Source organism: Falsirhodobacter algicola (assembly GCF_018279165.1).
In the GTDB taxonomy this organism is placed as follows: domain Bacteria; phylum Pseudomonadota; class Alphaproteobacteria; order Rhodobacterales; family Rhodobacteraceae; genus Falsirhodobacter; species Falsirhodobacter algicola.
In genome coordinates, this window is sequence record NZ_CP047289.1 from 2135641 (window position 1) to 2159163 (window position 23523).

Below are 23523 nucleotides of genomic sequence, written 5' to 3' on the forward strand. Positions count from 1 at the left end.
AAGTGGGGCGGACTGACCACATCTAGGCCCGCTGTCGAAGGGAAATGTGCATGGCTGTCGTCGTCGTCGAATCTCCGGCCAAGGCCAAGACGATCAACAAATATCTCGGGTCGGACTATACGGTTCTGGCCTCTTACGGCCATGTGCGCGATCTGCCGCCCAAGGACGGTTCGGTCGATACCGATGCCGATTTCGACATGAAGTGGGAGGTCGCGGCCGAAAGCCGCAAGCATGTGAAGGCGATCGCCGACGCGCTGAAGACCGACGACACGCTGATCCTCGCCACCGACCCCGATCGCGAGGGGGAGGCGATCTCGTGGCACCTGCAGGAGGCGCTGGCCTCCAGCCTGAAGAAGGGCAAGACGGTCCGCCGCGTCACCTTCAACGCGATCACCAAGGCCGCCGTGCAGGAGGCGATGGCCCGCCCGCGCGACATCGACGCCCCGCTGGTGGAGGCGTATCTGGCCCGCCGCGCGCTCGATTACCTCGTGGGGTTCAACCTGTCGCCGGTGCTGTGGCGCAAGCTGCCCGGCGCGAAATCGGCCGGGCGGGTGCAATCGGTCTGCCTGCGCCTGATCGTGGAGCGGGAGATGGAGGTCGAAGCCTTCCGTGCCCGCGAATACTGGTCGGTGAAATCCCAGCTTCAGACCCCCCGCGGCGCCGAGTTCGAGGCCCGTCTGACGGTGCTGGGCGGCCGCAAGCTGGACCGCTACGACATCGCCACCGCCGAAGCGGCCGAGCTTGCGGTGCAGGCCGTCACCTCGCGCGATCTCTCCGTCCGCTCGGTGGAGGCCAAGCCCGCCGCGCGCAACCCCTCCGCACCATTCATGACCTCGACCCTCCAGCAGGAGGCGTCGCGCAAGTTCGGCATGGGGGCGAAGGCCTGCATGTCCTCGGCGCAGCGTCTCTATGAGGCGGGGCACATCACCTATATGCGTACCGACGGGATCGACATGGCCCCCGAAGCGGTGATGGCCGCACGCGACGAGATCAAGCGCCGCTTCGGCGAAGATTACGTCCCGTCCTCGCCGCGGATGTACAAGAACAAGGCCAAGAACGCGCAGGAAGCGCATGAATGCATCCGGCCGACCGACATGTCCGCCTCGCCCGAGACGCTGCGTCTGGAGGCGGATCAGCGCAAGCTCTACGATCTGATCTGGAAGCGGACGCTGGCCAGCCAGATGGCGGCTGCGCGGCTGGAACGGACCACGGTGGATATCGGCAGCGCCGACGAACAGGTGGTGCTGCGCGCCACGGGGCAGGTCGTGATGTTCGACGGCTTCCTCGCCATCTACGAGGAAGGCCGCGACGACGACGCCGAGGACGACGGCCGTCTGCCGCAGATCATGCAGGGCGAGGCCGCCAAGAAGCTGGGCGTCACCCCCGAGCAGCATTTCACCCAGCCGCCCCCGCGCTATACCGAGGCGACGCTGGTGAAACGCATGGAAGAGCTGGGGATTGGCCGTCCGTCCACCTATGCCAGCGTGCTGACGACGATTCAGGACCGCGAATATGTCCGCAAGGACAAGAACCGCCTGTTCCCCGAGGATAAGGGCCGCCTCGTCACGGCGTTCCTGACCAACTATTTCAAACGCTACGTCGAATACGATTTCACCGCCGATCTGGAGGCGGAACTGGATGACGTGTCGGCGGGCGAGCGGACCTACAAGGACGTTCTGGCGCGGTTCTGGCGCGATTTCTCGGCCGCGATCGCCGAGACGGCCGATCTGCGCATCGGCGAGGTGCTGACCACCATCGACGAATTCCTTGCGCCGCATCTCTATCCGCCGCGGGGCGACGGGTCGGACCCGCGCGTCTGCCCGGTCTGCGAACAGGGGCGGCTGCATCTGAAGACCTCGCGCGGGGGTGGGGCGTTCATCGGCTGCGGCAACTATCCCGAATGCCGCTACACGCGGCCCATTTCGGGCGGCGAGGACGAGGGCGCGGCGGAACGCGTCCTTGGCGAGGATGACGCCGGGATTCCGGTCTGGCTGAAGACCGGGCGCTTCGGCCCCTATGTCCAGCGCGGCGATGCGACGGCCGAACAGCCCAAGCCCCCCCGCGCCAGCCTGCCCAAGGGCTGGTCCCCGGCGGATATGGATCTGGAAAAGGCCCTGCGGCTGCTGGATCTGCCCCGCTCCATCGGTCCGCATCCCGAGGATGGCGTCATGGTGGAGGCCGGGATCGGCCGCTTCGGCCCCTATGTGAAGCACGGCACCAAATACGCCAACCTGCCCGAGGTCGACGAGGTGTTCGAGATCGGCATGAACCGCGCGGTGGAGGTTCTCGCCTCCAAGCAGGTGCGGGGCCGTGCCGCCCCGGCCGAGCCGCTGCGACAACTCGGCGATCACCCCGATGGCGGCGCGCTGAGCGTGATGGCCGGGCGCTATGGCCCCTATGTCAAATGGGAGAAGGTGAACGCCACCTTGCCCAAGGAGCTTCAGCCCGAAACGGTGACGCTGGACGAGGCGATCGCGCTGGTGAACGAAAAGGCGTCCAAGGGCGGCAAGAAGAAGGCCGCGTCGAAAAAAGCCGCCACCAAGCCCGCGGCCAAGAAGGCCCCGGCGAAGAAGCCCGCCGCCAAGAAGGCCGCAAAGCCCAAGGCGGCGGACTAGGCCCGCGCCTCAGCCGCGCGGGTCGAGCAGGCGGCCCATGACGCTGGCGGCATGGATCGTGCCGATCGGCCGGCCGCCTTCGGTCACGGCGATCTCGGTCGCGCCATCCTTCAGGCGGGCCATCACCTCCCTCACCGGCGTCTCCGCCTCCACCGCAAGGGGGGCGGCGGTGGGGCCGGGGACCATCACATCGCGCGCCTTCAGGATCGACAGCGGATTCATATGGGCCACGAAATCGGCCACATATTCGGATGCGGGGTCGGTGATGATGTCGCGCGCGGTGCCGCATTGCACGATCCGCCCGCCATCCATCAACGCGATGCGGTTACCGATCTTGAACGCCTCGTCGAGGTCGTGGCTGACGAAGATGATCGTGCGCTTCAGCTTGGCTTGAAGGCCCAGAAGCTCGTCCTGAAGGCGGTTGCGGATCAGCGGATCGAGCGCGGAGAACGGCTCGTCCATCAGCAGGATCGGCGCCTCGGTGACGAAGGCGCGGGCAAGGCCGACGCGCTGCTGCATCCCGCCCGACAGATCGCCGACGCGCCGGTCGGCCCATTGCGACAGGTGCACCAGATCGAGCTGCGCATCCACCCGCTCGCGCCGTTCGCGCGCCGAAATGCCCGCGAGTTCGAGGCCGAGGCCCACATTCTCGCGCACCGTGCGCCATGGCAGCAGGCCGAAGCCCTGAAACACCATCGCCACCCGCGACAGCCGCAGGCGGCGCAGATCGCGCGCCGAGGCATGGGTGACCGACATCATGCGCGTGCCGTCATGCACCCGCACCTCGCCCCGCACCACGGGGTTGAGGCCGTTCACCCCGCGCAGCAGCGTGGATTTGCCCGACCCCGAGAGGCCCATCAGCACGAGGATCTCCCCCTCCTCGACCCGAAGCGAGCAGTCGTGCACGCCGAGGATCTGGCCCGTCGCCTCCTGCACCTCGGTGCGGCTGCGGCCGGCATCCATCAGGGGCAGGGCGCTGGCCGGGGCATCCCCGAACACGATGGAGACATTGTCGAATTCCACGGCGGTCATGTGCGCGTCACCTTCAGCATGCGGTCCAGCAGGATCGCCACGACGACGATGATGAAGCCCGATTCGAAGCCGAGCGCAGTGTTCACGGTGTTCAGCGCGCGCACCACCGGCACGCCCAGCCCGTTGGCGCCCACCAGCGCCGCGATGACGACCATCGACAGCGACAGCATGATCGCCTGCGTCAGACCAGCCATGATCTGCGGCAGCGCCCAGGGCAGTTCCACCTTCCACAGCTTCTGACGGGGGGTGGCGCCGAAACTCTCGGCCGCTTCCGTCAGCGCGGCCGGGGTGGAGCCGATGCCGAGCGCCGTCAGCCGGATCGGGGCGGGCAGCACGAAGATCACCGTCGCCAGAAGGCCCGGCACCATCCCAAGGCCGAAGAACACGATCGCCGGGATCAGATAGACGAAGGTCGGCAGCGTCTGCATCAGGTCCAGAAAGGGCGTGATCGTCTGCAGAAGGCGCGGGCGATGCGCGGCGGCGATGCCGATCGGCACGCCGATGATCATGGTCGTCGCGCAGGCGATGATGATGAGCGCGAGGCTTTCGGTCGTCGGTTCCCAATAGCCTTGGTTGATGATGAACAAGAAGCCCGCCAGCACCAGAAGGCAGGTCTTCCAGTTGCGCTGCAACGCCCATGTCAGCGCGACGAAGGCGGCCACGACGATCAGCGGATGCGCCCCCTGCAGGACGAACAGCACCGCCTCGATCAGGGTGTCCATCACGTCCGAGATGACGTCGAAGACCGGCCCGCCATTGGCGTTCAGCCAATCGAAGACCATCTTCGCCCATCGTCCCACCGGGATCTTGTAGTCCGTCAGCCAGTCGATCATGCCCATCCCTTGGTGTTGCCTGCCTCAGCAATGCGATTGGGCGGGGTACACCACCCCGCCGTCCGGGTCAAAGACCCAGCGCCTTGCGCACCGCCGGCAGGCCCTCGGCCCCGTCCACGGTGGTCACGCCGTCCAGCCACGGCGCGATCACGTCGGGATGGGCGGCGACCCACTGCTTCACGGCGGCATCGGCGGTCATCCCGTCATCGAGGATGAGGCCCATCATCTCATTCTCCATTGGCAGGGTGAAACGCTGCTGGGTCAGCAGGCGCGCGACATTGGGGCATTCCTCGGCAAAGCCCTTGCGCGCGATGGTGTTCACGACGCCCTCGCTGCCGAAGAACTCCTCGCCGCCTTGCAGATAGGTCAGATCGAAGCTGGCATTCATCGGATGCGGCGCCCATGCCAGAAAGACCACAGGCTCCTGCCGCGGATAGAGGCGCGAGACCTGCGCCAGCATCCCTTGCTCCGAGGATTGCACGATCTGCCACCCCTCCAGCGGGCCGCCCGCCTCGGTCAGGCCGATCAGGTATTCATTGCCCTCGTTGCCTGGCTCGATCCCGTAGATCTTGTGATCCAGCTCGTCGGCGAAGCGCGGCAGATCCTCGTAGCTCGTCAGCCCCTCGGCGGCGAGATAGCTCGGCACGGCGATGTTGTACTTCGTCCCCTCGAGGTTGACCGCCAGCGTTTCGATGGACCCGTCATCGAGATAGGGCTGCAACGCGGCCTCCTGCGAGGGCATCCAGTTGCCGAGGAACACGTCGATGTCACCCGCGCTCAGCGAGGCGAAGGTGACGGGAACGCCGATCACGTCCACGTTCACGTCATAGCCCAGCGCCTCGAGGATCTGGCGCGTCAGCGTCGTGGTGGAGGTGATGTCGGTCCAGCCGACATCGGACATGCGGACCGTATCGCATTGCGATTGGGCGGCGGCGGGGCCGGCGATGGCGGCCGCGGCGATGGCGGCGACAAGGGTAGGGGCGAGGGTTTTCATGCGAAGCTCCCGTGGGGACAGTATTGTTGATTGACGAGTCAATTAAAAAAGCGATAAGCCCGAGATGCAAGCATCGAGGGGTGATCATGCCGAAAATGGGTATGGAGCCTGTCCGCAGGGCGGCCTTGATCCAAGCGACGCTGGATGAGATCGGCCGCACGGGCACGCTGGAGGTGACGGTCGGGCAGATCGCGCGCCGGGCGGGCGTGTCCCCGGCGCTGGCGCATCATTATTTCGGCGGGAAGGAGGATCTGTTCCTTGCCGCCATGCGCGCCGTTCTGGTCGCCTATGGGGCCGAGGTGCGGTCCATGCTGCGCGGTCGCCATGCCCCGGCGGAACGGCTGTCGGCGATCCTGAACGCCTCCTTCTCCGTCAACCATTTCCGGCCCGAGATCATCAGCGTCTGGCTGAACTTCTATGTGCTGGCGCAGACGGTTCCGGCGGCGCAGCGGCTGCTGACGATCTATCAGCGGCGGCTGCATTCGAACCTCGTGGCTTGCCTGCGCCCCATGGCGGGCGCGCGTGCACCGGCCATCGCGGCCAGTGCCGGTGCCCTGATTGATGGCGTCTATCTGCGTCATGCGTTGCGCGATGTCATTCCGGACCCGGCTGCCAGCGTCACCATGGTGTTTGTTCTGATCGAGTCCGAAATCAAGGGAGAGACGTGATGAAAGCCCAACCGACCGCCAGTCATTTCATCGACGGAACGTGGGTGGAGGATGCCGCAGGGCGCGCCTTCGACGTCGTCTTTCCCGCGACGGGCGAGGTGATCGCCCGCCTGCACGAGGCCACCCCCGCCGTGATCGACCGCGCGCTGGCGGCGGCCGAGCGCGCGCAGCGGGACTGGGCGCGCCTGCGCCCGGTGGAGCGGGGGCGCGTTCTGCGCCGCGCCGCCGACCTCATCCGCGCGCGCAACGCCGATCTGTCGGTGCTGGAGGTGTTGGACACCGGCAAGCCCATTCAGGAGACGGAGGTGGCCGACTGGCCTTCGGGGGCGGATGCACTGGAATATTTCGCGGGCCTCGCCCCCACCGTCACCGGGGAAACCGTGCCGCTGGGCGCCGATTTCGCCTATTCCATCCGCGAGCCGCTGGGCGTCTGCGTCGGCATCGGGGCGTGGAACTATCCCAGCCAGATCGCCTGCTGGAAGGCCGCGCCCGCGCTCGCCATGGGCAATGCGATGGTCTTCAAACCGTCCGAGGTGACGCCCCTCGGCGCGCTGCAGCTGGCCGCGATCCTGACCGAGGCGGGGGCACCGCCCGGGCTTTTCAACGTGGTGCAGGGTTTCGGCGGCGTGGGCGCGGCGCTGGTGAGCGATCCGCGCACGGCCAAGGTGTCGCTGACGGGATCGGTGCCGACGGGGCGCAAGGTCTATGCCGCAGCGGCCGAAGGCATTCGCCACGTCACGATGGAACTGGGCGGGAAATCCCCCCTCATCGTGTTCGAGGATGCCGATATCGACAGCGCCGTGGGCGCGGCGATGCTGGGGAACTTCTATTCCTCGGGGCAGATCTGCTCGAACGGAACGCGCGTCTTCGTCCACCGCGCGGTGAAGGCGCGCTTCCTCGAGGCGCTGAAGGTGCGGGCCGAGGCGATCCGCTTGGGCGATCCGCTCGATCCCGGCACGCAGATGGGGCCGCTCGTCAGCGCGGCGCAGGTCGCCAAGGTGCGCGCGCATGTGGACCTCGCGCTGCGCGAGGGCGCGCGCCTCGTGACGGGCGGCGCGGGGGAGGGGATGTTCGTGCCCCCCACCGTCTTTGCCGAGGTGACGGACGCCATGACCCTGTCCCGCGAGGAAGTGTTCGGCCCGGTGATGGCCGTCCTTGATTTCGACGACGAGGCCGAGGTGATCGCCCGCGCGAACGCCACCGAATACGGGCTGGCGGCGGGGGTGTTCACCGCCGATCTGGCCCGCGCGCACCGCGTCGTGGCGCAGCTTCAGGCCGGAACCTGCTGGATCAACGCCTACAACCTGACGCCGGTCGAATCCTCGTTCGGCGGGGTGAAGGCGTCGGGGGTCGGGCGCGAGAACGGCCGCGCCGCGATCGAACATTACACCCAGCTGAAATCCGTCTATGTCGGGATGGGGCCGGTCGATGCACCCTACTGATTACGTCATCGTCGGCGCGGGCAGCGCCGGTTGCGCCATGGCCTACCGGCTGGCCGAGGCGGGGCGGACCGTCACCGTGATCGAACATGGCGGCTCGGATCGCGGGCCGTTCATTCAGATGCCGGGGGCGCTGTCCTTTCCGATGAACATGCCCCGCTACGACTGGGGCTTCAGCAGTCAGCCCGAACCGCATCTGGGCGGGCGGCGGCTGGTGACGCCGCGGGGCAAGGTGATCGGCGGGTCGTCGTCGATCAACGGAATGGTCTATGTGCGCGGCCATGCGCGCGACTACGACCACTGGGCCGAGGCCGGGGCCGAGGGGTGGTCCTTTGCCGATGTGCTGCCCTATTTCCAGCGGATGGAGCAGTGGCACGGCCCGGTGCCCGATGACGGATGGCGCGGCACGGATGGCCCACTGCACATCACCCGTGGCCCGCGCCGCAATCCGCTGTTCGATGCCTTCATCGCGGCGGGGCAGGAGGCCGGCTATCCCCGGACCGAGGATTACAACGGCCGCCAGCAGGAAGGCTTTGGCCCGATGGAGGCGACGATCTGGAAGGGGCGGCGCTGGTCGGCCGCCAGCGCCTATCTGCGCCCCGCCTTGCGCACGGGCCGCGTCACGCTGATCCGGGCGATGGCGCAGCGCGTGGTGATGGACGGCGCCCGCGCCACCGGCGTGGAGGTCCTGCGCCGCGGCCGGGTGGAGGTGATCCCCGCCGCGCGCGAGGTGATCCTCGCGGCCTCGTCGATCAACACGCCGAAACTTCTGATGCTGTCGGGGATCGGGGATGGGGAGGCATTGGCCCGCCACGGGATCGAGGTCCGCGCCGACCGTCCGGGCGTGGGCGCGAACCTTCAGGATCATCTGGAGGTCTATGTCCAATACGCCGCGCTGCAGCCGAACACGCTGTTCCGGTATTGGAACCTGCCGGGCAAGCTGCGGGTGGGGCTGCAATGGATGTCGCTGCATAGCGGCCTCGGCGCGTCGAACCAGTTCGAGGCCTGCGGCTTCATCCGCCATGCCGCCGGGGTCGAATATCCCGACATCCAGTACCACTTCCTGCCGCTGGCCGTGCGCTACGATGGCCGCGCGGCGGCCGAGGGGCATGGTTTTCAGGTGCATGTTGGGCCGATGCGGTCGAGATCGCGCGGCACGGTGACGCTGGCCGATGCCGATCCCGGATCGGACCCGGTGATCCGCTTCAACTACATGTCCCATCCCGAGGATTGGGCCGAGTTCCGTGCCTGCATCCGCCTCACGCGCGAGATCTTCGCCCAAGAGGCCATGCGCCCGCATGTGAAGCACGAGATCCAGCCCGGCGCGGCCCTGCAATCGGACGATGCGATCGACGCCTTCATCCGGGAGCATGCCGAAAGCGCCTATCACCCCTGCGGCACGGCCCGGATGGGGCGCGCGGACGATCCGATGGCGGTGGTCGATCCCGAATGCCGGGTGATCGGCGCCGAGGGGCTGCGCGTGGCCGACAGCTCGATCTTTCCGCGCACCCCCAACGGCAATCTGAACGGGCCGAGCATCATGGTGGGGGAGCGGGCCTCGGATCTGATCCTTGACCGGCGCCTGCCTCCCGTGCATCTGACCCCGTGGATTCACCCCGATTGGGCGGAGAGCCAGCGCTGAGTTCACTTTCGGGTGTGCAAAATCCTGCCTTTGAATTAGCCTTGACGCGGCACGGTGCTAGTTGTCCATGCCACGGAGAAGGGGATGGTCCCCGACCCGAGCTTTTAGGAGTGAATCATGTCGCTGACCGCCCGCATCACCTGCGCCCTCTTCGTCGCCGCGCTGGCCGCCGCCTGCGCCCCCAAGCGCGAGGAAGTGGTCGTTACGCAACCCGCCCCTGTCACCACCGAGCCGACCTATACCGGCAAATACGGCAGCTGATGATGACGCGCGGCGGGGCATCGCGCCCCGCCCGCCTTTGACTGGACCACCATGCAGAAACATCGCGGGTTCCCGGGCCGCCTTACGGGAACCGATCACCAATTCACCATTCGCCGCGCCTCCAAGGAGGGGCCGACGAAGATCATCCGCCGCGAACGCTTCCGCGACCGCAAGAACGTGGACCGCGCCGCGGACGAAGCGTTCATGGCCGCGCTCTGGGCGCATTTCGGCGAGGACCCGTTCGAGCGGGGCAATCTGGACGCCGGCCGCCTGTCATGGCTGTTCGGCCGCGAGGTGGTGCCCGCCGAGGATCCGTTCGACCCGCAGGATTACGACGCGCTGCTGCGCATCGACCGCGCCCGGGCCGAGGCTGCGTTCCCCGCCGTCTTCGCCCCGGATGCCCCCCCGGTCACCTTCGACGACGATGACTGGGACGACTGACACGAACCGTGATCGCCGTCGGCGTCGCCCCGCCGAGCGCGCGAGGACGTGAAAGAATGAGCCTTTCCGCCGTCACCGGTTCGGATAGATTGCCCTGATAAGAATGTACGAGGAGGCCGAGCAATGGCAAAAACGAAAATCATGATCCTGGGCGCAGCGCTCGCGATGGCCGCTGTGGCGGGCTGCTCGCCGCAGCCCTATGGCAACGCCTATGGCTACAACAACTCGCCCGTGAACAATGCGGCGGTCCGCACGCTGGGCGGCGCAGCCGCAGGTGCGGTCATCGCGGACGCCACGGGCGGCGGCAAGACCAAGGGCGCACTGATCGGCGCCATCGCGGGTGGCGGCTCCTGCGCCGTTCCCGGCCAGAACTGCAACTGATCAAAAAGGCCGCCTTCGGGCGGCCTTCTTCATGCGGCCTGACGGGAGTTGATCTCATCCCAGGCGCGGTTGATGTGGATCAGCCGCTCCTCGGCCAGACGGATCGCCTCGTGCGGGACGCCGCGGGCCACCAGCACATCGGGATGGTTGGCGCGCACGGCCTTCTTCCACGCGCTGCGGACCTGCTCCAGCGGGGCATCGGCCTCGACGCCCAGCACGTCATAGGGATCGCAGCCGTTCGGCCCGGCGAAGCGGTTGCGCAGCAGCCGGAAGCACCGATCCCCCACGCCGAAGATGCGGGCCACTTCGCGCAGGAACAGATCCTCGGATTCCGAATAGGTGCCGTCGGCGGTGGCGATCTGGAACAGCCCCTCCAGCACATCGGTCAGCACCTCGCAATCGCCGCGGAACATGTCGGCGATCTTCTGGGCATAGGCGTCGAACCCCGCCACGTCCTGCCGGGCGAGGTTGAAGACGCGGGCGGCGTTCTGCTCCTCCCCCTTGGGGATGGCGAAGATGCGGCGGAAGGCGGCGACTTCGCTGCGCGACACCTCGCCATCGGCCTTGGCCATCTTGGCACCAAGGCCGATCACCGCGATGGTGAACGCGACCGAACGTTCCGGAGGCATGCGCAGCCGTCCGAACACCTCGGACAAGGGTTCGCCATGGGCAAGCGCCGCAAGGGCGGCGGTGATGCGGGACCAGATGGACATGACGCCCATCATAGCGCGTTCCGCGCCGTCTGTCAGAGGAATTTCTGCATCAGAAGCAGATCGAGCCATTGGCCCCATTTGAACCCGCAGCGCGGGATCGTCGCGGCCATCTCGTATCCGAGGGCGGCGTGAAAGCCGATCCCTTCGGTATTGGCCGAGCTGACCCCCGCGATCATGGAGTTCACGCCCCGCGCCTTGGCATGATCCTCCACCGCGCCCATCAGCGCCCGGCCAAGGCCGCGCCCCTTCGCGCGCGGCACGAGGCTGACCGTGTTTTCCATGGTGAAGCGGTATCCGGGGCCGCCGCGGAACTGGGCATAGGTGGCAAAACCCATGATGTCCTCGGCATCCTCGGCGACGAAGAAGGCAAATCCCTGACCGTGCCGTTCGCGGATCGCGGCCTCCACCTCGGCCGGGGTCTTCTCCACCTCCGAGAAATTGGCGAGGGTGTCGGTGATCATGACGTTCCAGATCGTACGGATCCGGGGGGCATCGGCCAGCGTGGCGGGGCGGATCATCGCAAAGCCTCCTTCGGGGGGATGGGCGCGTGGCTCATGGCTCGCGGATTTCGGAACTGGCCTGCAACGCGTTCACCAGCGATTTGAACCGCGACTGCGCCACCTCGCCGAACAGGGCCTTGCCCTGCGTCGTCAGGCGCAGCGTCAGCACGCGCTTGCGCGGCTTCCACGACAGCTCTCCGGCCTGCGACAGATCGTCCATCGCGAACATCGCGCCAAAGCGCATGGCCTTGCCCAGCACCTCGGCATCGCGCAACTCCTCGGCATCGAGCAGCGAGAACAGCCGTTCGAACCGGGTGCCCGCGCGGCTGTTCTTGTAGCGGTGCAGCAGCGCCAGCCCAAGGAAGACCCGCCCCGGATGGTCCAGCCCGCCGAGGTTGGCGCGCGTCGCGTTGTCGAAACACAGCTCGGCCCGGTAATCGGGATGGGCGCGCCATGTCGTATCGTGCAGCAGGCAGGCGGCCTTCATCAGGCGCAGCCGGTCGGCGGGCGCATCCTCGAAGATGGGCAGCAGGAACTGGAACAGCGTCTTGCCGAAGCCGGGCATCCGGGCCGAACTCGCCTCGCTGGCGCGGGCCGCCTCGATCAACGGATCGCGTTCGCGCAGGCGTTTGGGCATCTGTTCGTACAGCAGCCCCTCGCGGATCCCGTAGGAGGAGATGTCGATCTCGGACGGATCGAACATCTCCACCAATTCGCGCAGCACTTCGCAGGCATAGGGCACGAGGTCCATCCGCTCCGCCGATGTGCCGGTGGCCGAGCGCAATTCGCCAAGGTCCGAACGCCCGATCCAGTCCAGCGTCTCCAAGAGGTCGGCGGGCTGCATGCGGTATTCGTGCAGCACCGTCAGGGGATAGTGCCGCCGCTCCATGTCCAGCCGCGCGATCACCCGCCACGACCCGCCCACGAGGAAGATGCGGTCGCGGCGCGGCTGGATCAGATCGCGCAGCGGCTCCAGCACCTCGCGGATATGGGCGCGGCGTTCCTTCACGCCGCCGGGCACCTGTTGCAGGCGGAACGGGCCGAGCGGGGTGGTGCCGCGGGCGCCGACCTCGCCGGTGCTGATGCGCGCCAGTTCCATCGAGTTGCCGCCGATGTCGCAGACGATGCCCTGCGCGCCGGGCCAGCCCAACAGCACGCCCTGCGCCGAAAGGCGCGCCTCCTGATCGCCGTCGATCACCCGCAGCTTCAGCCCGGTCAGCGCCTCCACCTGCGCGTGGAATTCCGGCCCGTCCTCGGCCTCGCGGACGGCGGCGGTGGCGACCACGCTCATATCCTTGATGCCCATGCCGCGCGCCAGCACGGCAAAGCGGTGCAGCGCCGCCAGCGCCCGTTCGCGCCCCTTGGGGTTCAACCGGTTCGTCTGCGCCAGACCGAGGCCCAGACCGCACATGACCTTTTCGTTGAAGAAATAGGCCGGGCTGCGGGCCGCGCCGTCGAACACGACCATCCGCACCGAGTTGGAGCCGACATCCACCACCCCGACCCGGCGCAGCGCGCGCACGGAGGGATCGTTGAACAGGGGGCGCCCGAAGAGGGCGGCCTCCTGGGCGGTGGTCGGTGTCACACGGGTCATTCTCGTCTCCCTGACGCGAAAGATGATCGGGCTTGGGCGCTCACTCGGCCTTCCTCGGATCGTCGAAGCTGTGGGTCAGGCGCGGCACGTCCTTGTCCCCGGCGGTTCCCCGGCCCGAAAGCGAGGGGTTCTCCATGAAGAAGCAATGGCAGGAGAAGAGTTTCTCCCCCGGTCCGGCTTCGGGGCGCAGATAGCGCCCGTCGGCGGTCAGCACCCAGCTTTGCGCCTCGTCGGCCATGTTGGCGGCCATGATCTGATCGGTGATCTGCGCCTTGACGGTGGGGTTCGTAGCCTCCACCAGCGTCTCGACGCGGCGGTTGAGGTTGCGCCCCATCCAATCGGCCGAGGAGAAGAACACCCGCGCCTTCTTGGAGGGCAGCCCCTCGCCATTGCCGAAGCAGACGATGCGGCTGTGTTCGAGGAACCGCCCGACGATGGATTTCACGCGGATATTCTCGGACAGGCCCCGGATGCCGGGGCGCAGGCCGCAGATGCCGCGGATCACCAGATCGATGCGCACCCCGGCGCGGCTGGCGGCATAGAGGGCGTCGATCACCTCCGGCTCGATCAGGGCGTTCATCTTGGCCCAGATGGCGGCCGGGCGGCCCGCACGGGCATGGGCGGCCTCGGCGGCGATCAGTTCCAGCAGGCGGGGCTTCATGCCGCTGGGAGAGATGGCGAGGTTCTCCAGCCCCTCGGGCTGCACATAGCCCGAGAGGTAGTTGAACACCTTGGTCGCATCCCGCCCCAAGGCGGCATCGCAGGTGAAGAAGCTCAGATCGGTGTAGATCCGCGCGGTGATCGGGTGGTAGTTGCCCGTCCCATAATGGGTGTAGGTGACGAGGTGATCGCCCTCGCGCCGGACCACGGTGCTGATCTTGGCATGGGTCTTGTAGTTGACGAAGCCATAGACGACATGCGCCCCCGACCGTTCCAGACGGCGCGACTGGCGGATGTTCGCGGCCTCGTCGAAGCGGGCCTTCAACTCGACCAGCGCGGTGACCGATTTCCCCGCCTCGGCCGCTTCGCACAGCGCCGAGACGATCGGGCTGTCGGTGGAGGTGCGATAGAGCGTCTGCTTGATCGCCAGCACATCGGGATCGTTCGCGGCCTGTTGCAGGAAACGCACCACCATGTCGAACGTCTCGTAGGGGTGGTGCAGCAGCATGTCCTTCTGGCGGATCGCGGCGAACATGTCGCCTTCGAAATCCTGCACGCGTTCGGGCACGCGCGGCGTGAAGGTCGGCCACAAAAGATCGGGGCGGGAGGAGAGGACCAGTTCCTTCAGGTCCGAGAGGCCGATCAGGCCGCGCACCTGAACGATCTCGTCGTCGGTGACGGCAAGCTCGTCCTTGATCAGGGCGAACAGATCCTCGGGGGCGCCGGTGCTGATCGTCAGGCGGATCACATCGCCGCGGCGGCGGCGTTTCAGCGCCGTCTCGAACTCGCGGACCAGATCCTCGGCCTCTTCCTCCACCTCGAGGTCGCTGTCGCGCAGCACGCGGAAGGTGCAGTGACCGCGGCTGATATAGCCGGGGAACAGCCGGTCGAGATGCAGGAGCAGCAGATCCTCCAGCGGCAGGACCCGATGCTCGCCCGCGCGGCCGGGCAGGGCGATGAAGCGCGCCACCTGCGCCGGAACCGGCAGCAGGGCCTGAAGCGGGCGCCCGTCGCTGCTCCGCTCCAACTCCAGCCCAAGGCAGAAGCCGGTATTGGGGATGAAGGGGAAGGGGTGCGCGGGGTCGATCGCCAGCGGCGACAGGACCGGGAACACCGCCGACAGGAAATGCTGTTCCAGATGGCGCTGATCGGCCTTGGTCAGCTTGGACCGGGTCATCATGCGGATGCCCTGCGCCTGCATCTGGCGGCGCAGCTGATTGTAGACCAGCTGCTGGCGGCGCATCAGCCCGCGGGCCTGAACGTTGATCAGATCAAGCTGCTCCACCGGGCTGCGGCCATCGGCCGAATGGCCGGGATTGGACCGCCGCGCCAGCGCCCGAAGGCCCGCGACGCGCACCGTGTAGAATTCGTCGAGATTCGTGTCCGAGATGGACAGGAAGCGCAGCCGCTCCAGCAGCGGGACGTTCGGATTGGATGCCTCCTCAAGCACGCGCTGGTTGAAGCCGAGCCAGCTCAACTCGCGATTGAAGAAGCGCCCGGGGCCGTCGAGATCGGCGGCGGGCATCGCGACGGCGTCGCGCGGATCGGTGCGGAGAAAATCAGCAAGGGTCATGTCTGCGCGATATAATCCGCCTTGGCGCCTGTCGTGTGAATGTTTTGTAACAGGCGGGAAGCGCCCATGTCACCCGTTATCCTCCAGCACCTCGGTGGCGAGTTGACGCGTCACCGGGCGCTGCTGGGCCAGCGCCCGTGCATCGAGCGCGGCGACCAGCGCCCGCGCGGTGCCCAGATCGCGTTCCATCCGCGCCACGAGGAACGCCACGAGCGAGGGGGCCACCGTGATCTGCCGGTCGGCGAACAGCTTGACCAGCACCGCCGAGAGGAGCGGATCGTCCGGCGGTTCCAGCCGCGCGGTGGGCATCGCCTGCATCCGGCTGGCGGCATCGGGCAGGTCCAAGCCCCAATCGCGCGGCGGGGCCGAGGCCGTCACCAGAAAGGGGCGGCGGCGTTCGGCCAGAAGGTTGTGCAGGTGAAACAGCGCGGCCTCGGCCTCGGCGTCGCCGGCGAGGTGGTCGGCATCCTCGAGGGCGACGGCGGCCTCGCGCGCCAGCGCATCGAGATCCGTGCCCGGAAGCGCGGCGGAATCCACCAGAACGGCATCGGCCTCGGCGGCCCAGACATGGGCCAGATGCGTCTTGCCCGCGCCATGGGGGCCGATCAGGATCATCCGGCCCTGCGGCCAGTCGCGCCAGCCGTCCAGCGCCGCCAGCGCCAGCGCATTGGCCGGAGAGACGAACAGGTCCGCCCGTCCCAGCGCCGGCCGGGCCGGCAGGTCGAAGGCCAGTTGCCTCACCCCTGATCTTCCCCCGGAGATCGGTCCTCCACCCCGTGATACAGGCGGCTGGCGCGGTATTGCGACAGGCCGAACCGCGCCAGAACGCCGATCGCGGCGGCCACCGGCACCGCCACCAAGAGCCCGACGAAGCCGAACATCGCCCCGAAGGCCGACAGCGCGAACAGCAGCCAGACCGGATGCAGCCCGACCGAATGGCCGACGAGGCGCGGGGTCAGGATGTTGCCCTCCACGAACTGGCCGGATTGGAAGATCGCCCAGACGAGGATGATCTGCCACCATTCTCCCCAGAACTGGAACAGCGCGAGCCCGATCGCAAGCCCGCCGCCCACCAGCGCGCCGACATAGGGAATGAAGGTCAGAAAGCCCGCGATGGCCCCGACGATCGCGCCGAAGTTCAGCCCCGCCGCCATCAGCGCCACGGCATAATAGATGCCGAGCACGAGGCACACCGTCGTCTGCCCGCGCACGAAACCGGCCAGCGCGCGGTCGATCTCCTTGGCAAGCTCGCGGATGGTGGGGGCATGATCCAGCGGCAGCAGCGCGTCGATCCGCGCCACCATCTTGTCCCAGTCCAGAAGCATGTAGAAGGCCACCACCGGCACGACGATGATGAACACCACCGCGTTGATGACCCCGAAGACCGAGGTGATGAGCGTGTTGGCCATCTGCCCGCCGCGCTGCTGGATCGTCTGGCCCAGCGAATCGAGCGTCTGGCGGATGGTGGAGGTTTCGTCGTTCAGCTGCGGGAAACGTTCCAGAAGGAAGGTCTGCAACTGGCGGAAGATGTCGGGGGCCACGTTGATCAGCTGGGTCAGCTGGCTGATCAGCGTCGGGATCACCGCCAGCACCAGCAGCACCACGATCACCACGCCCAGAATGGCGATGATGGCGGTGGCGGCGGCGCGGTTCAGGCCCAGACGCTCCAGCCGGTCGGCCACGGGATCGAGGAAATAGGCCACCGCCCCCCCGACGAGGAAGGGCAGGATCACATCCCCGAGGAACCACAGCGTGATGAGGAACAGGAACGCGGCGACCCCCCACCATTTCGCCTGGTTGAACTCGGTCAGCCGCATCGGATCCTCATCGCTGTCATCTGACAGGAATGGCGCAAGCGGCTGTTCCGCGCAAGGGTTCGCGCAGGGTGCTTGCTTGCGGGGGGCCAACGCCCTAAACCCCATGCAACCCGTGATGTTGGAGCCGCCATGCGCCTGAGCCGCTATTTCCTGCCCGTCCTGAAGGAGACGCCGTCCGAGGCGCAGATCGTCTCGCACCGCTACATGCTGCGGGCCGGGATGATCAAGCAGCAGTCCGCCGGCATCTATTCGTGGCTGCCGCTGGGCTTCAAGGTCCTGAAACGGATCGAACAGATCGTCCACGAGGAGCAGATCCGCGTCGGTCACATCCCGCTTCTGATGCCGACGCTGCAATCGGCCGATCTGTGGCGCGAAAGCGGCCGCTACGACGATTACGGTCAGGAGATGCTGCGCATCAAGGACCGTCAGGGCCGCGAGATGCTCTATGGCCCCACGAACGAGGAGATGGTCACCGACATCTTCCGCAGCCATGTGAACAGCTACAAGGATTTGCCGCTCACCCTCTATCAGATCCAGTGGAAGTTCCGCGACGAGGTGCGTCCGCGCTTCGGTGTGATGCGCGGGCGCGAGTTCCTGATGAAGGACGGCTATTCCTTCGACATCGACCGCGATGCGGCGCTGCATGCCTACAACCGCCACATGGTCAGCTATCTGCGCAGCTACGAGCGGATGGGCCTGACGGCGATTCCGATGCGCGCGGCCTCCGGCCCGATCGGCGGCGACAACACGCATGAATTCCTCGTCCTCGCCTCCACCGGCGAAAGCGAGGTGTTCTACGATGCGGCCGTGACCGATCTGGCGCTGGGCGCGCGCGACGTGGACATGGACGACCGCGCCGCCGTGCAGGGCATCTGCGACGAGTTCACCACGCTCTATGCCCGCACCGACGAGACGCATGACGCGGCCCTGTTCGAATCCGCCGTTCCCGAAGACCGCCGCCGCGTCGGCCGCGGCATCGAGGTCGGTCAGATCTTCTACTTCGGCACCAAATATTCCGAGGCGATGGGCGCCAACGTCGTCACCGCCGATGGCAGCCGCGTTCCGGTGGAGATGGGCAGCCACGGCATCGGCGTCTCGCGCCTGCTGGGCGCCATCATCGAGGCGAGCCATGACGACAAGGGCATCATCTGGCCCGAAGGCGTGACGCCGTTCCATGTGGGCATCGTGAACCTCAAGCAGGGCGACGCCTCCACCGACAGCGCCTGCAACGCGCTTTATTCGGCGGTGATCGGCAAGGGGCTGGAGCCGCTTTACGACGACCGCGACGAACGGGCCGGGGCGAAGTTCGCCACGATGGACCTGATCGGCCTGCCGTGGCGCATCACCGTCGGCCCGCGCGGTCTGGCCGCCGGCAAGGTGGAACTGACCTGCCGCCGCACCGGCGAAAGCGAGGAGCTGTCGATGGAAGCGGTGGTCGACCGGCTCGGTCAGATCTACGCCGGCATCTGAGGGCGGGGGAACAGCGCATGGCGACCAGACCCTTCGCGGGCTTCGAATGGATGATCGCCTGGCGCTACCTGCGGGCGCGGCGGGCCGAAGGCGGCGTCTCGGTGATGACGTGGATCAGCCTTGTGGGCATCACGCTCGCGGTCTTCGCGCTGATCGCGACGCTGGCCGTCCGCTCGGGCTTTCGCGCGGAATTTGTGGATACGATCCTTGGGGCCAACGCCCATGTCACCGTCTATACCGCCGGCGGGATGAATGCCGACGGGACCGAGATCCGGGGCTTTTCCGATTTCGATGCGCTGTCGCAGCGGGTGGCGCAGGTGCCGGGCGTGACCCGGGCCGCGCCGCTGGTGAAGGGGCAGGTCATGGCCTCGGCCAACGAGATTTCGGGCCTTGGCGAAGTGTTCGGCATCCGGGCCGAGGATCTGCGCGCGATCCCCAGCGTCGGTTCGGGCGGCGAGGGCGATATCGGCCGCTTCGATCAGGGCATCGCGATCGGCGCGCAGATGGCGCGCGACATGGGGCTGCGCGTCGGCGACCGTCTGCGCCTGACCAGCGCCAACGGCGTGCGCACCGCCTTTGGCACCAGCCCGCGCGTGAACGCCTATGAAGTCGTCTATATCTTCAGCGCCGGGCGCTACGACATCGACAAGGTGCGCATCTACATGCCCTTCGCCGAGGCGCAGAGCTTCTTCAACCGCGAAGGCTTCGCCGATGAGGTGGAGGTGATGGTGCAGGACCCCGAACAGGTGGACCGCTACCTTCCCGATCTGGCGCAGGCGGCGGGGCCGGACGGCCTGCTCTGGACATGGCGGGACGGGGCGGGCAGCTTCCTGCGCGCTCTCGATGTCGAGGACAACGTGATGTTCGTGATCCTGTCGATCCTCGTGTTGATCGCGACGATGAACATCGTGTCCGGCCTGATCATGCTGGTAAAGAACAAAGGCCGCGACATCGGCATCCTGCGCACCATGGGCCTGACCGAAGGGTCCATCCTGCGGGTGTTCTTCATCTGCGGGGCGGGGACGGGCATCGTCGGCACGCTCTGCGGGGTGATCCTCGGCTGTCTTTTCGCGGTCTATATCGACCCGATCTTCAGCGCGGTGAACTACATCTCCGGCGGCGGCGTGTGGGATCCGGAGATCCGGGGCATCTATCACCTGCCGGCCAAGCTGCAACTCGGGGATGTCCTTTCGGCGGTGGGAATGTCGCTGGGGCTATCCTTCGTCATCACCATCTTCCCGGCCCGCCGTGCCGCCCGCATGAACCCGGTGGAGGCGCTGCGCTATGAATGAGATGCTGGTGCTGGATGGGCTGCGCAAGGGCTACAATGCCGGCCTGCCGAACGCGATCACCGTGCTGGACGGTGTGGACCTGACCGTCGCCCCCGGCGAGGTGGTGGCGATGGTCGCCCCATCCGGGGCGGGGAAATCGACGCTGCTGCACATCGCGGGGCTGCTCGATGCCCCCGATACCGGGCGGGTGGTGATCGGCGGCACCGATTATGCCGGCAAGGGCGACCGGGCGCGCACCGCCGCCCGTCGGCGCGAGGTCGGCTTCATCTATCAATTCCACCACCTGCTGCCGGAATTCACCGCCGCCGAGAACATCATCCTGCCGCAACTGGCGAACGGCACCCCCCGCCGCGAGGCGGAGGCGCGGGCCACGCAGCTTCTGGATCACGTCGGCATCGGGCACCGGGCCGATCACCGCCCCGCCGCCATGTCGGGGGGCGAGCAGCAGCGCGTCGCCTTCTGCCGCGCCCTTGCCAACCGTCCGCGTCTTCTGCTGGCGGATGAGCCGACGGGCAACCTCGATCCGGCCACCTCGGACCGGGTGTTCGCGGCGCTGATGTCGCTGGTGCGCGATACGGGGCTGTCGGCGCTGATCGCGACGCACAACCTCGAACTGGCAGCCCGTATGGACCGGATGGTGCGGCTGGAGGCAGGCCGTCTCGTCTGACGGATTGCCCCTGCCGCGCCGTGCGGGCCGCGAACCGTGGTCATGGCGCCGGAGGACTTCGCCACAACCCCTCGTCCGAACCCGTCACCTGCGCGGCAGGGGCGATGCGCGAAGAAGCAGAGGGAGGATCCACTCACGCATGGATCAAGCCTGCCACGTCCTTGGGCAGGCCCGTGCCGAATTCGGCGCCTTTCGGCCGTGAAAGAAGCATATGCCCGGAAATTGGGCGGCGTCGCTAGGTATCTGCCGCGATCGGCGCCTGCGTCTGTTCGCTCCAGCTTGCGATCTCGCAGGCCGTCAGGTGATCGAGGCGCGACAGGTTGCGATCCCGAAGCCCGTATTCGCCCAGCTTGCGGACGGTGTTGTGCAGATACTGCGCCCCCGATCCGCCATGGCCGCAGGCATGGGCCAGACGCCACGCCTGTTCCTCGGGGGGCAGGTGCACGACCATCGGCCCCTTCGGCCCGGCCCAGAAGGTCAAAGCCCGTTCCACCCCGCGATCGGTGCGGGCGGTGATCCAGCGCATGTTCTCCACCAACTCCCGCGCGACCAGTTCGCGCTTCAACAGGGCGCGTAGGGCCTCCATCTCTTGGCCCTCTGCGATCTCCATGACGAGGCCGGTGGCCGAGCCGCCGCGTTCCAGCGCCATCATCAGCCCCGGACAGTCGGGGCTGCCGCGCCATTGTTTGATCTCGAGGCAGAAGGACCGGTGCCAGCCATGCGCCACCGCCTTGCGCATCGGGCCGACGGCAAAGCCGGGATTCCAGATCAGGCTGCCATAGGCGAAGACGCCGATCGGGCCGTCCTGCGCCTTCAGGATCCCTTCGGCCAGGGCGGTGTAATCGTCCTCGGTCAGGGGGGTCCATCCCGGCGGGGGGCCGGGATCGGGAACTTCGCGCAAGGTGCGGCGGACGGCGGCGTCGGTCAGGGTCATGCAGGACATGGCTGACAGATGGCACCGGCCCGCCGTGTTTGCCAGATCAGACGTCCAGCTCTTCGACGAATTTCGCGTTTTCCTGAATGTACTGGAAGCGCAGTTCCGGCTTCTTGCCCATCAGGCGTTCCACGAGATCGGTCGCCTCGCTGTCCTCGTCGATGGAGACGCGGATCAGCTTGCGCGTGGCCGGATTCATCGTGGTGTCCTTCAGGTCCTTGGCGTCCATTTCGCCCAGACCCTTGAAGCGTTGCACGTCGATCTTGCCCTTGCCGCCAAGGCCCTTCTTCAGCCATTTCTCTTTCTCGGCATCGTCGGCCACATACATCCGCCGCGCCCCCTGCGTCAGCCGGTACAGCGGCGGACAGGCCAGATAGAGATGCCCGCGGTCGATCAGCGGGCGCATCTGCGTGAAGAAGAAGGTCATCAGAAGCGAGGCGATGTGCGCGCCGTCCACATCGGCATCGGTCATGATGATGATCTTGTCGTAGCGCAGATCGTCGATGTTGAAGCGGCTACCCATCCCGACGCCCAGCGCCTCGCAGATGTCGCGGATTTCGGCATTGTCGTTCAGCTTGCCGCTGGCCGCGCCCAGCACGTTCAGGATCTTGCCCTTCAGCGGCAGCAGCGCCTGCGTCTCGCGCGAGCGGGCGCCCTTGGCTGAACCGCCGGCGGAATCGCCCTCCACGATGAAGAGTTCGGTCCCGGCGCGGTTCTTGGCGGTGCAATCGGTCAGCTTGCCCGGAAGGCGCAGCTTCTTGGTCGCCGATTTGCGCTGCGTCTCCTTTTCGGCGCGGCGGCGCATCCGCTCCTCGGCCCGCAGCACGAGGAAGTCGAGGATCGCCCCCGCCGATTTGTTGTCCGAGGCCAGCCAGTTGTCGAAATGGTCGCGCACCGAGGCTTCGACATAGCGCACCGCTTCCTCGGTGGAGAGGCGGTCCTTCGTCTGCCCGACGAAAGACGGCTCGCGCACGAAGATCGACAGCAGCGCGCAGCCCCCCGTCATCAGATCGTCGCGGGTGATGTCGGCGGCCTTGCGGTTCTTTACCAGCTCGCCATAAGCCTTGATGCCCTTCAGGATGGCGGCCCAGAATCCGGATTCATGGGTGCCGCCTTCGGGCGTGGGCACCGTGTTGCAGTAGGAATGGATGAAGCCGTCGCGTGCGGGCGTCCAGTTGATCGCCCATTCGATGCGCCCCGGAACGCCGAACTTCTCCTCGAAGAGGACTTTGCCGGCGAACGGACGCTCGGCATAGGTGGTGGTGCTGCCCAGCGTTTCGTTCAGGAAGTCCGACAGCCCGTTGGGATATTGGAACACGGCCTCCGCGGGCGTTTCGGTATCCTCGATGGCGGTCTTCCAGCGGATCTCCACCCCGGAAAAGAGGTAGGCCTTGGACCGGACCATCTTGTAGAGGCGCGCGGGCTTGAGTTGCAGATGGCCGAAGATCTCGGGGTCGGGATGGAAGGTGACGGTGGTGCCGCGCCGATTGGGGGCGGGGCCGACCTTCACCACCGGGCCTTGCGGCACGCCGCGGGCGAATTCCTGCACATAGAGCTCGCGGTTGCGCGCCACCTCCACCCGCATCCGGTCCGACAGCGCGTTCACCACCGAAGAGCCGACGCCGTTCAGCCCCCCCGAGGTGGAATAGGCCTTGTTGGAGAACTTGCCCCCCGCATGCAGCGTGCACAGGATCACCTCCAGCGCCGATTTGCCGGGGAATTTCGGATGCGGATCGACCGGGATGCCGCGCCCGTTGTCGCGCACGGTCACCGAATGGTCGGCATGCAGCTCCACCTCGATGCGGGTGGCATGACCGGCCACCGCCTCGTCCATGGAGTTGTCGAGCACTTCGGCCACGAGGTGGTGCAGCGCCCGTTCGTCGGTGCCGCCGATATACATGCCCGGACGCTTGCGCACCGGCTCCAGCCCCTCCAGCACCTCGATCGAAGAGGCGTCGTAGGTTTCGGGCGTCTGGGAGAGCAGATCGTCGGGCATC

The 23523-nt window shown here is 67.1% G+C and carries 21 protein-coding genes; 10 read left to right on the top strand and 11 right to left on the bottom strand.

The window, feature by feature from the left end; genetic code table 11:
• The first annotated feature begins 50 nt into the window (after positions 1 to 50).
• Positions 51 to 2615: a type I DNA topoisomerase gene (topA, locus tag GR316_RS10750; protein WP_211783911.1), complete on the top strand. Its 2565-nt coding sequence runs from the start codon at positions 51 to 53 to the stop codon at positions 2613 to 2615.
• 9 nt (positions 2616 to 2624) lie between these two features.
• Here the strand turns inward: topA and choV are convergent, their stop codons facing one another.
• The 3 genes from choV to choX form a co-directional block, all read right to left on the bottom strand.
• On the bottom strand, positions 2625 to 3647 hold the full coding sequence (gene choV, locus GR316_RS10755; RefSeq protein ID WP_211783912.1) for a choline ABC transporter ATP-binding protein: 1023 nt from the start codon (positions 3645 to 3647) through the stop codon (positions 2625 to 2627).
• Positions 3644 to 4480, bottom strand: a complete 837-nt coding sequence (choW, locus tag GR316_RS10760) for a choline ABC transporter permease subunit (RefSeq protein ID WP_211783913.1) — start codon at positions 4478 to 4480, stop codon at positions 3644 to 3646. The genes choV and choW overlap by 4 nt, the downstream gene beginning before the upstream one ends.
• Before the next feature lie 67 nt (positions 4481 to 4547).
• A complete protein-coding gene (gene choX, locus GR316_RS10765) occupies positions 4548 to 5474 on the bottom strand; it encodes a choline ABC transporter substrate-binding protein (RefSeq protein WP_211783914.1) in 927 nt (308 codons plus the stop codon).
• An 86-nt stretch (positions 5475 to 5560) separates the two neighbouring features.
• On the opposite strand from choX, the gene betI reads away from it, so the two are divergent.
• The 6 genes from betI to GR316_RS10795 all read left to right on the top strand — a co-directional run bounded on the left by betI (position 5561) and on the right by GR316_RS10795 (position 10306).
• Entirely contained in the window at positions 5561 to 6142 is a 582-nt protein-coding gene (gene betI, locus GR316_RS10770; RefSeq protein ID WP_211783915.1) for a transcriptional regulator BetI, read from the top strand.
• Positions 6142 to 7584 carry a betaine-aldehyde dehydrogenase gene (betB, locus tag GR316_RS10775; protein WP_211783916.1) on the top strand — a complete coding sequence of 481 codons (1443 nt, stop codon included), beginning with the start codon at positions 6142 to 6144 and terminating at the stop codon, positions 7582 to 7584. The genes betI and betB overlap by 1 nt, the downstream gene beginning before the upstream one ends.
• Positions 7571 to 9223 (top strand): choline dehydrogenase, encoded by a 1653-nt coding sequence (gene betA, locus GR316_RS10780; RefSeq protein ID WP_211783917.1) that lies wholly within the window; start codon positions 7571 to 7573, stop codon positions 9221 to 9223. Before betB ends, betA begins: the two co-directional genes overlap by 14 nt.
• Positions 9224 to 9340: 117 nt before the next feature.
• Positions 9341 to 9484, top strand: a complete 144-nt coding sequence (locus GR316_RS10785; RefSeq protein WP_211783918.1) for a hypothetical protein — start codon at positions 9341 to 9343, stop codon at positions 9482 to 9484.
• A 51-nt stretch (positions 9485 to 9535) separates the two neighbouring features.
• Positions 9536 to 9925, top strand: a complete 390-nt coding sequence (locus tag GR316_RS10790; protein WP_211783919.1) for a hypothetical protein — start codon at positions 9536 to 9538, stop codon at positions 9923 to 9925.
• Between the two features lie 123 nt (positions 9926 to 10048).
• The gene (locus tag GR316_RS10795; RefSeq protein ID WP_211783920.1) at positions 10049 to 10306 is read left to right on the top strand and encodes a hypothetical protein; all 258 of its coding nucleotides are present in this window, start codon (positions 10049 to 10051) and stop codon (positions 10304 to 10306) included.
• A 29-nt stretch (positions 10307 to 10335) separates the two neighbouring features.
• Here the strand turns inward: GR316_RS10795 and GR316_RS10800 are convergent, their stop codons facing one another.
• From GR316_RS10800 to GR316_RS10825, 6 genes are all read right to left on the bottom strand, one after another.
• Positions 10336 to 11019 (bottom strand): molecular chaperone DjiA, encoded by a 684-nt coding sequence (locus GR316_RS10800; RefSeq protein WP_211783921.1) that lies wholly within the window; start codon positions 11017 to 11019, stop codon positions 10336 to 10338.
• A 32-nt stretch (positions 11020 to 11051) separates the two neighbouring features.
• On the bottom strand, positions 11052 to 11537 hold the full coding sequence (locus GR316_RS10805) for a GNAT family N-acetyltransferase (RefSeq protein ID WP_211783922.1): 486 nt from the start codon (positions 11535 to 11537) through the stop codon (positions 11052 to 11054).
• A gap of 34 nt (positions 11538 to 11571) precedes the next feature.
• Positions 11572 to 13113, bottom strand: a complete 1542-nt coding sequence (locus tag GR316_RS10810; RefSeq protein WP_211783923.1) for a Ppx/GppA family phosphatase — start codon at positions 13111 to 13113, stop codon at positions 11572 to 11574.
• A 40-nt stretch (positions 13114 to 13153) separates the two neighbouring features.
• Positions 13154 to 15346 carry an RNA degradosome polyphosphate kinase gene (locus tag GR316_RS10815; protein ID WP_211783924.1) on the bottom strand — a complete coding sequence of 731 codons (2193 nt, stop codon included), beginning with the start codon at positions 15344 to 15346 and terminating at the stop codon, positions 13154 to 13156.
• A 69-nt stretch (positions 15347 to 15415) separates the two neighbouring features.
• Positions 15416 to 16087 carry a P-loop NTPase family protein gene (locus tag GR316_RS10820; protein ID WP_211783925.1) on the bottom strand — a complete coding sequence of 224 codons (672 nt, stop codon included), beginning with the start codon at positions 16085 to 16087 and terminating at the stop codon, positions 15416 to 15418.
• Positions 16084 to 17163 (bottom strand): AI-2E family transporter, encoded by a 1080-nt coding sequence (locus GR316_RS10825; protein ID WP_211783926.1) that lies wholly within the window; start codon positions 17161 to 17163, stop codon positions 16084 to 16086. The genes GR316_RS10820 and GR316_RS10825 overlap by 4 nt, the downstream gene beginning before the upstream one ends.
• A gap of 129 nt (positions 17164 to 17292) precedes the next feature.
• Between GR316_RS10825 and proS the strand changes: the two genes are divergently transcribed.
• The 3 genes from proS to GR316_RS10840 are packed head-to-tail and all read left to right on the top strand — an operon-like array spanning position 17293 to position 20592.
• Positions 17293 to 18633, top strand: a complete 1341-nt coding sequence (gene proS / locus GR316_RS10830) for a proline--tRNA ligase (protein ID WP_211783927.1) — start codon at positions 17293 to 17295, stop codon at positions 18631 to 18633.
• Between the two features lie 17 nt (positions 18634 to 18650).
• Positions 18651 to 19925 (top strand): lipoprotein-releasing ABC transporter permease subunit, encoded by a 1275-nt coding sequence (locus GR316_RS10835; RefSeq protein WP_211783928.1) that lies wholly within the window; start codon positions 18651 to 18653, stop codon positions 19923 to 19925.
• On the top strand, positions 19918 to 20592 hold the full coding sequence (locus tag GR316_RS10840; protein ID WP_211783929.1) for an ABC transporter ATP-binding protein: 675 nt from the start codon (positions 19918 to 19920) through the stop codon (positions 20590 to 20592). The genes GR316_RS10835 and GR316_RS10840 overlap by 8 nt, the downstream gene beginning before the upstream one ends.
• A 235-nt stretch (positions 20593 to 20827) precedes the next feature.
• Here GR316_RS10840 and GR316_RS10845 read toward each other — a convergent pair whose 3' ends face one another.
• Both GR316_RS10845 and parE read right to left on the bottom strand, forming a co-directional pair.
• Positions 20828 to 21526 (bottom strand): gamma-glutamylcyclotransferase, encoded by a 699-nt coding sequence (locus GR316_RS10845; RefSeq protein WP_211783930.1) that lies wholly within the window; start codon positions 21524 to 21526, stop codon positions 20828 to 20830.
• A 46-nt stretch (positions 21527 to 21572) separates the two neighbouring features.
• A complete protein-coding gene (parE, locus tag GR316_RS10850; protein ID WP_211783931.1) occupies positions 21573 to 23522 on the bottom strand; it encodes a DNA topoisomerase IV subunit B in 1950 nt (649 codons plus the stop codon).
• Position 23523: the final 1 nt, after the last annotated feature.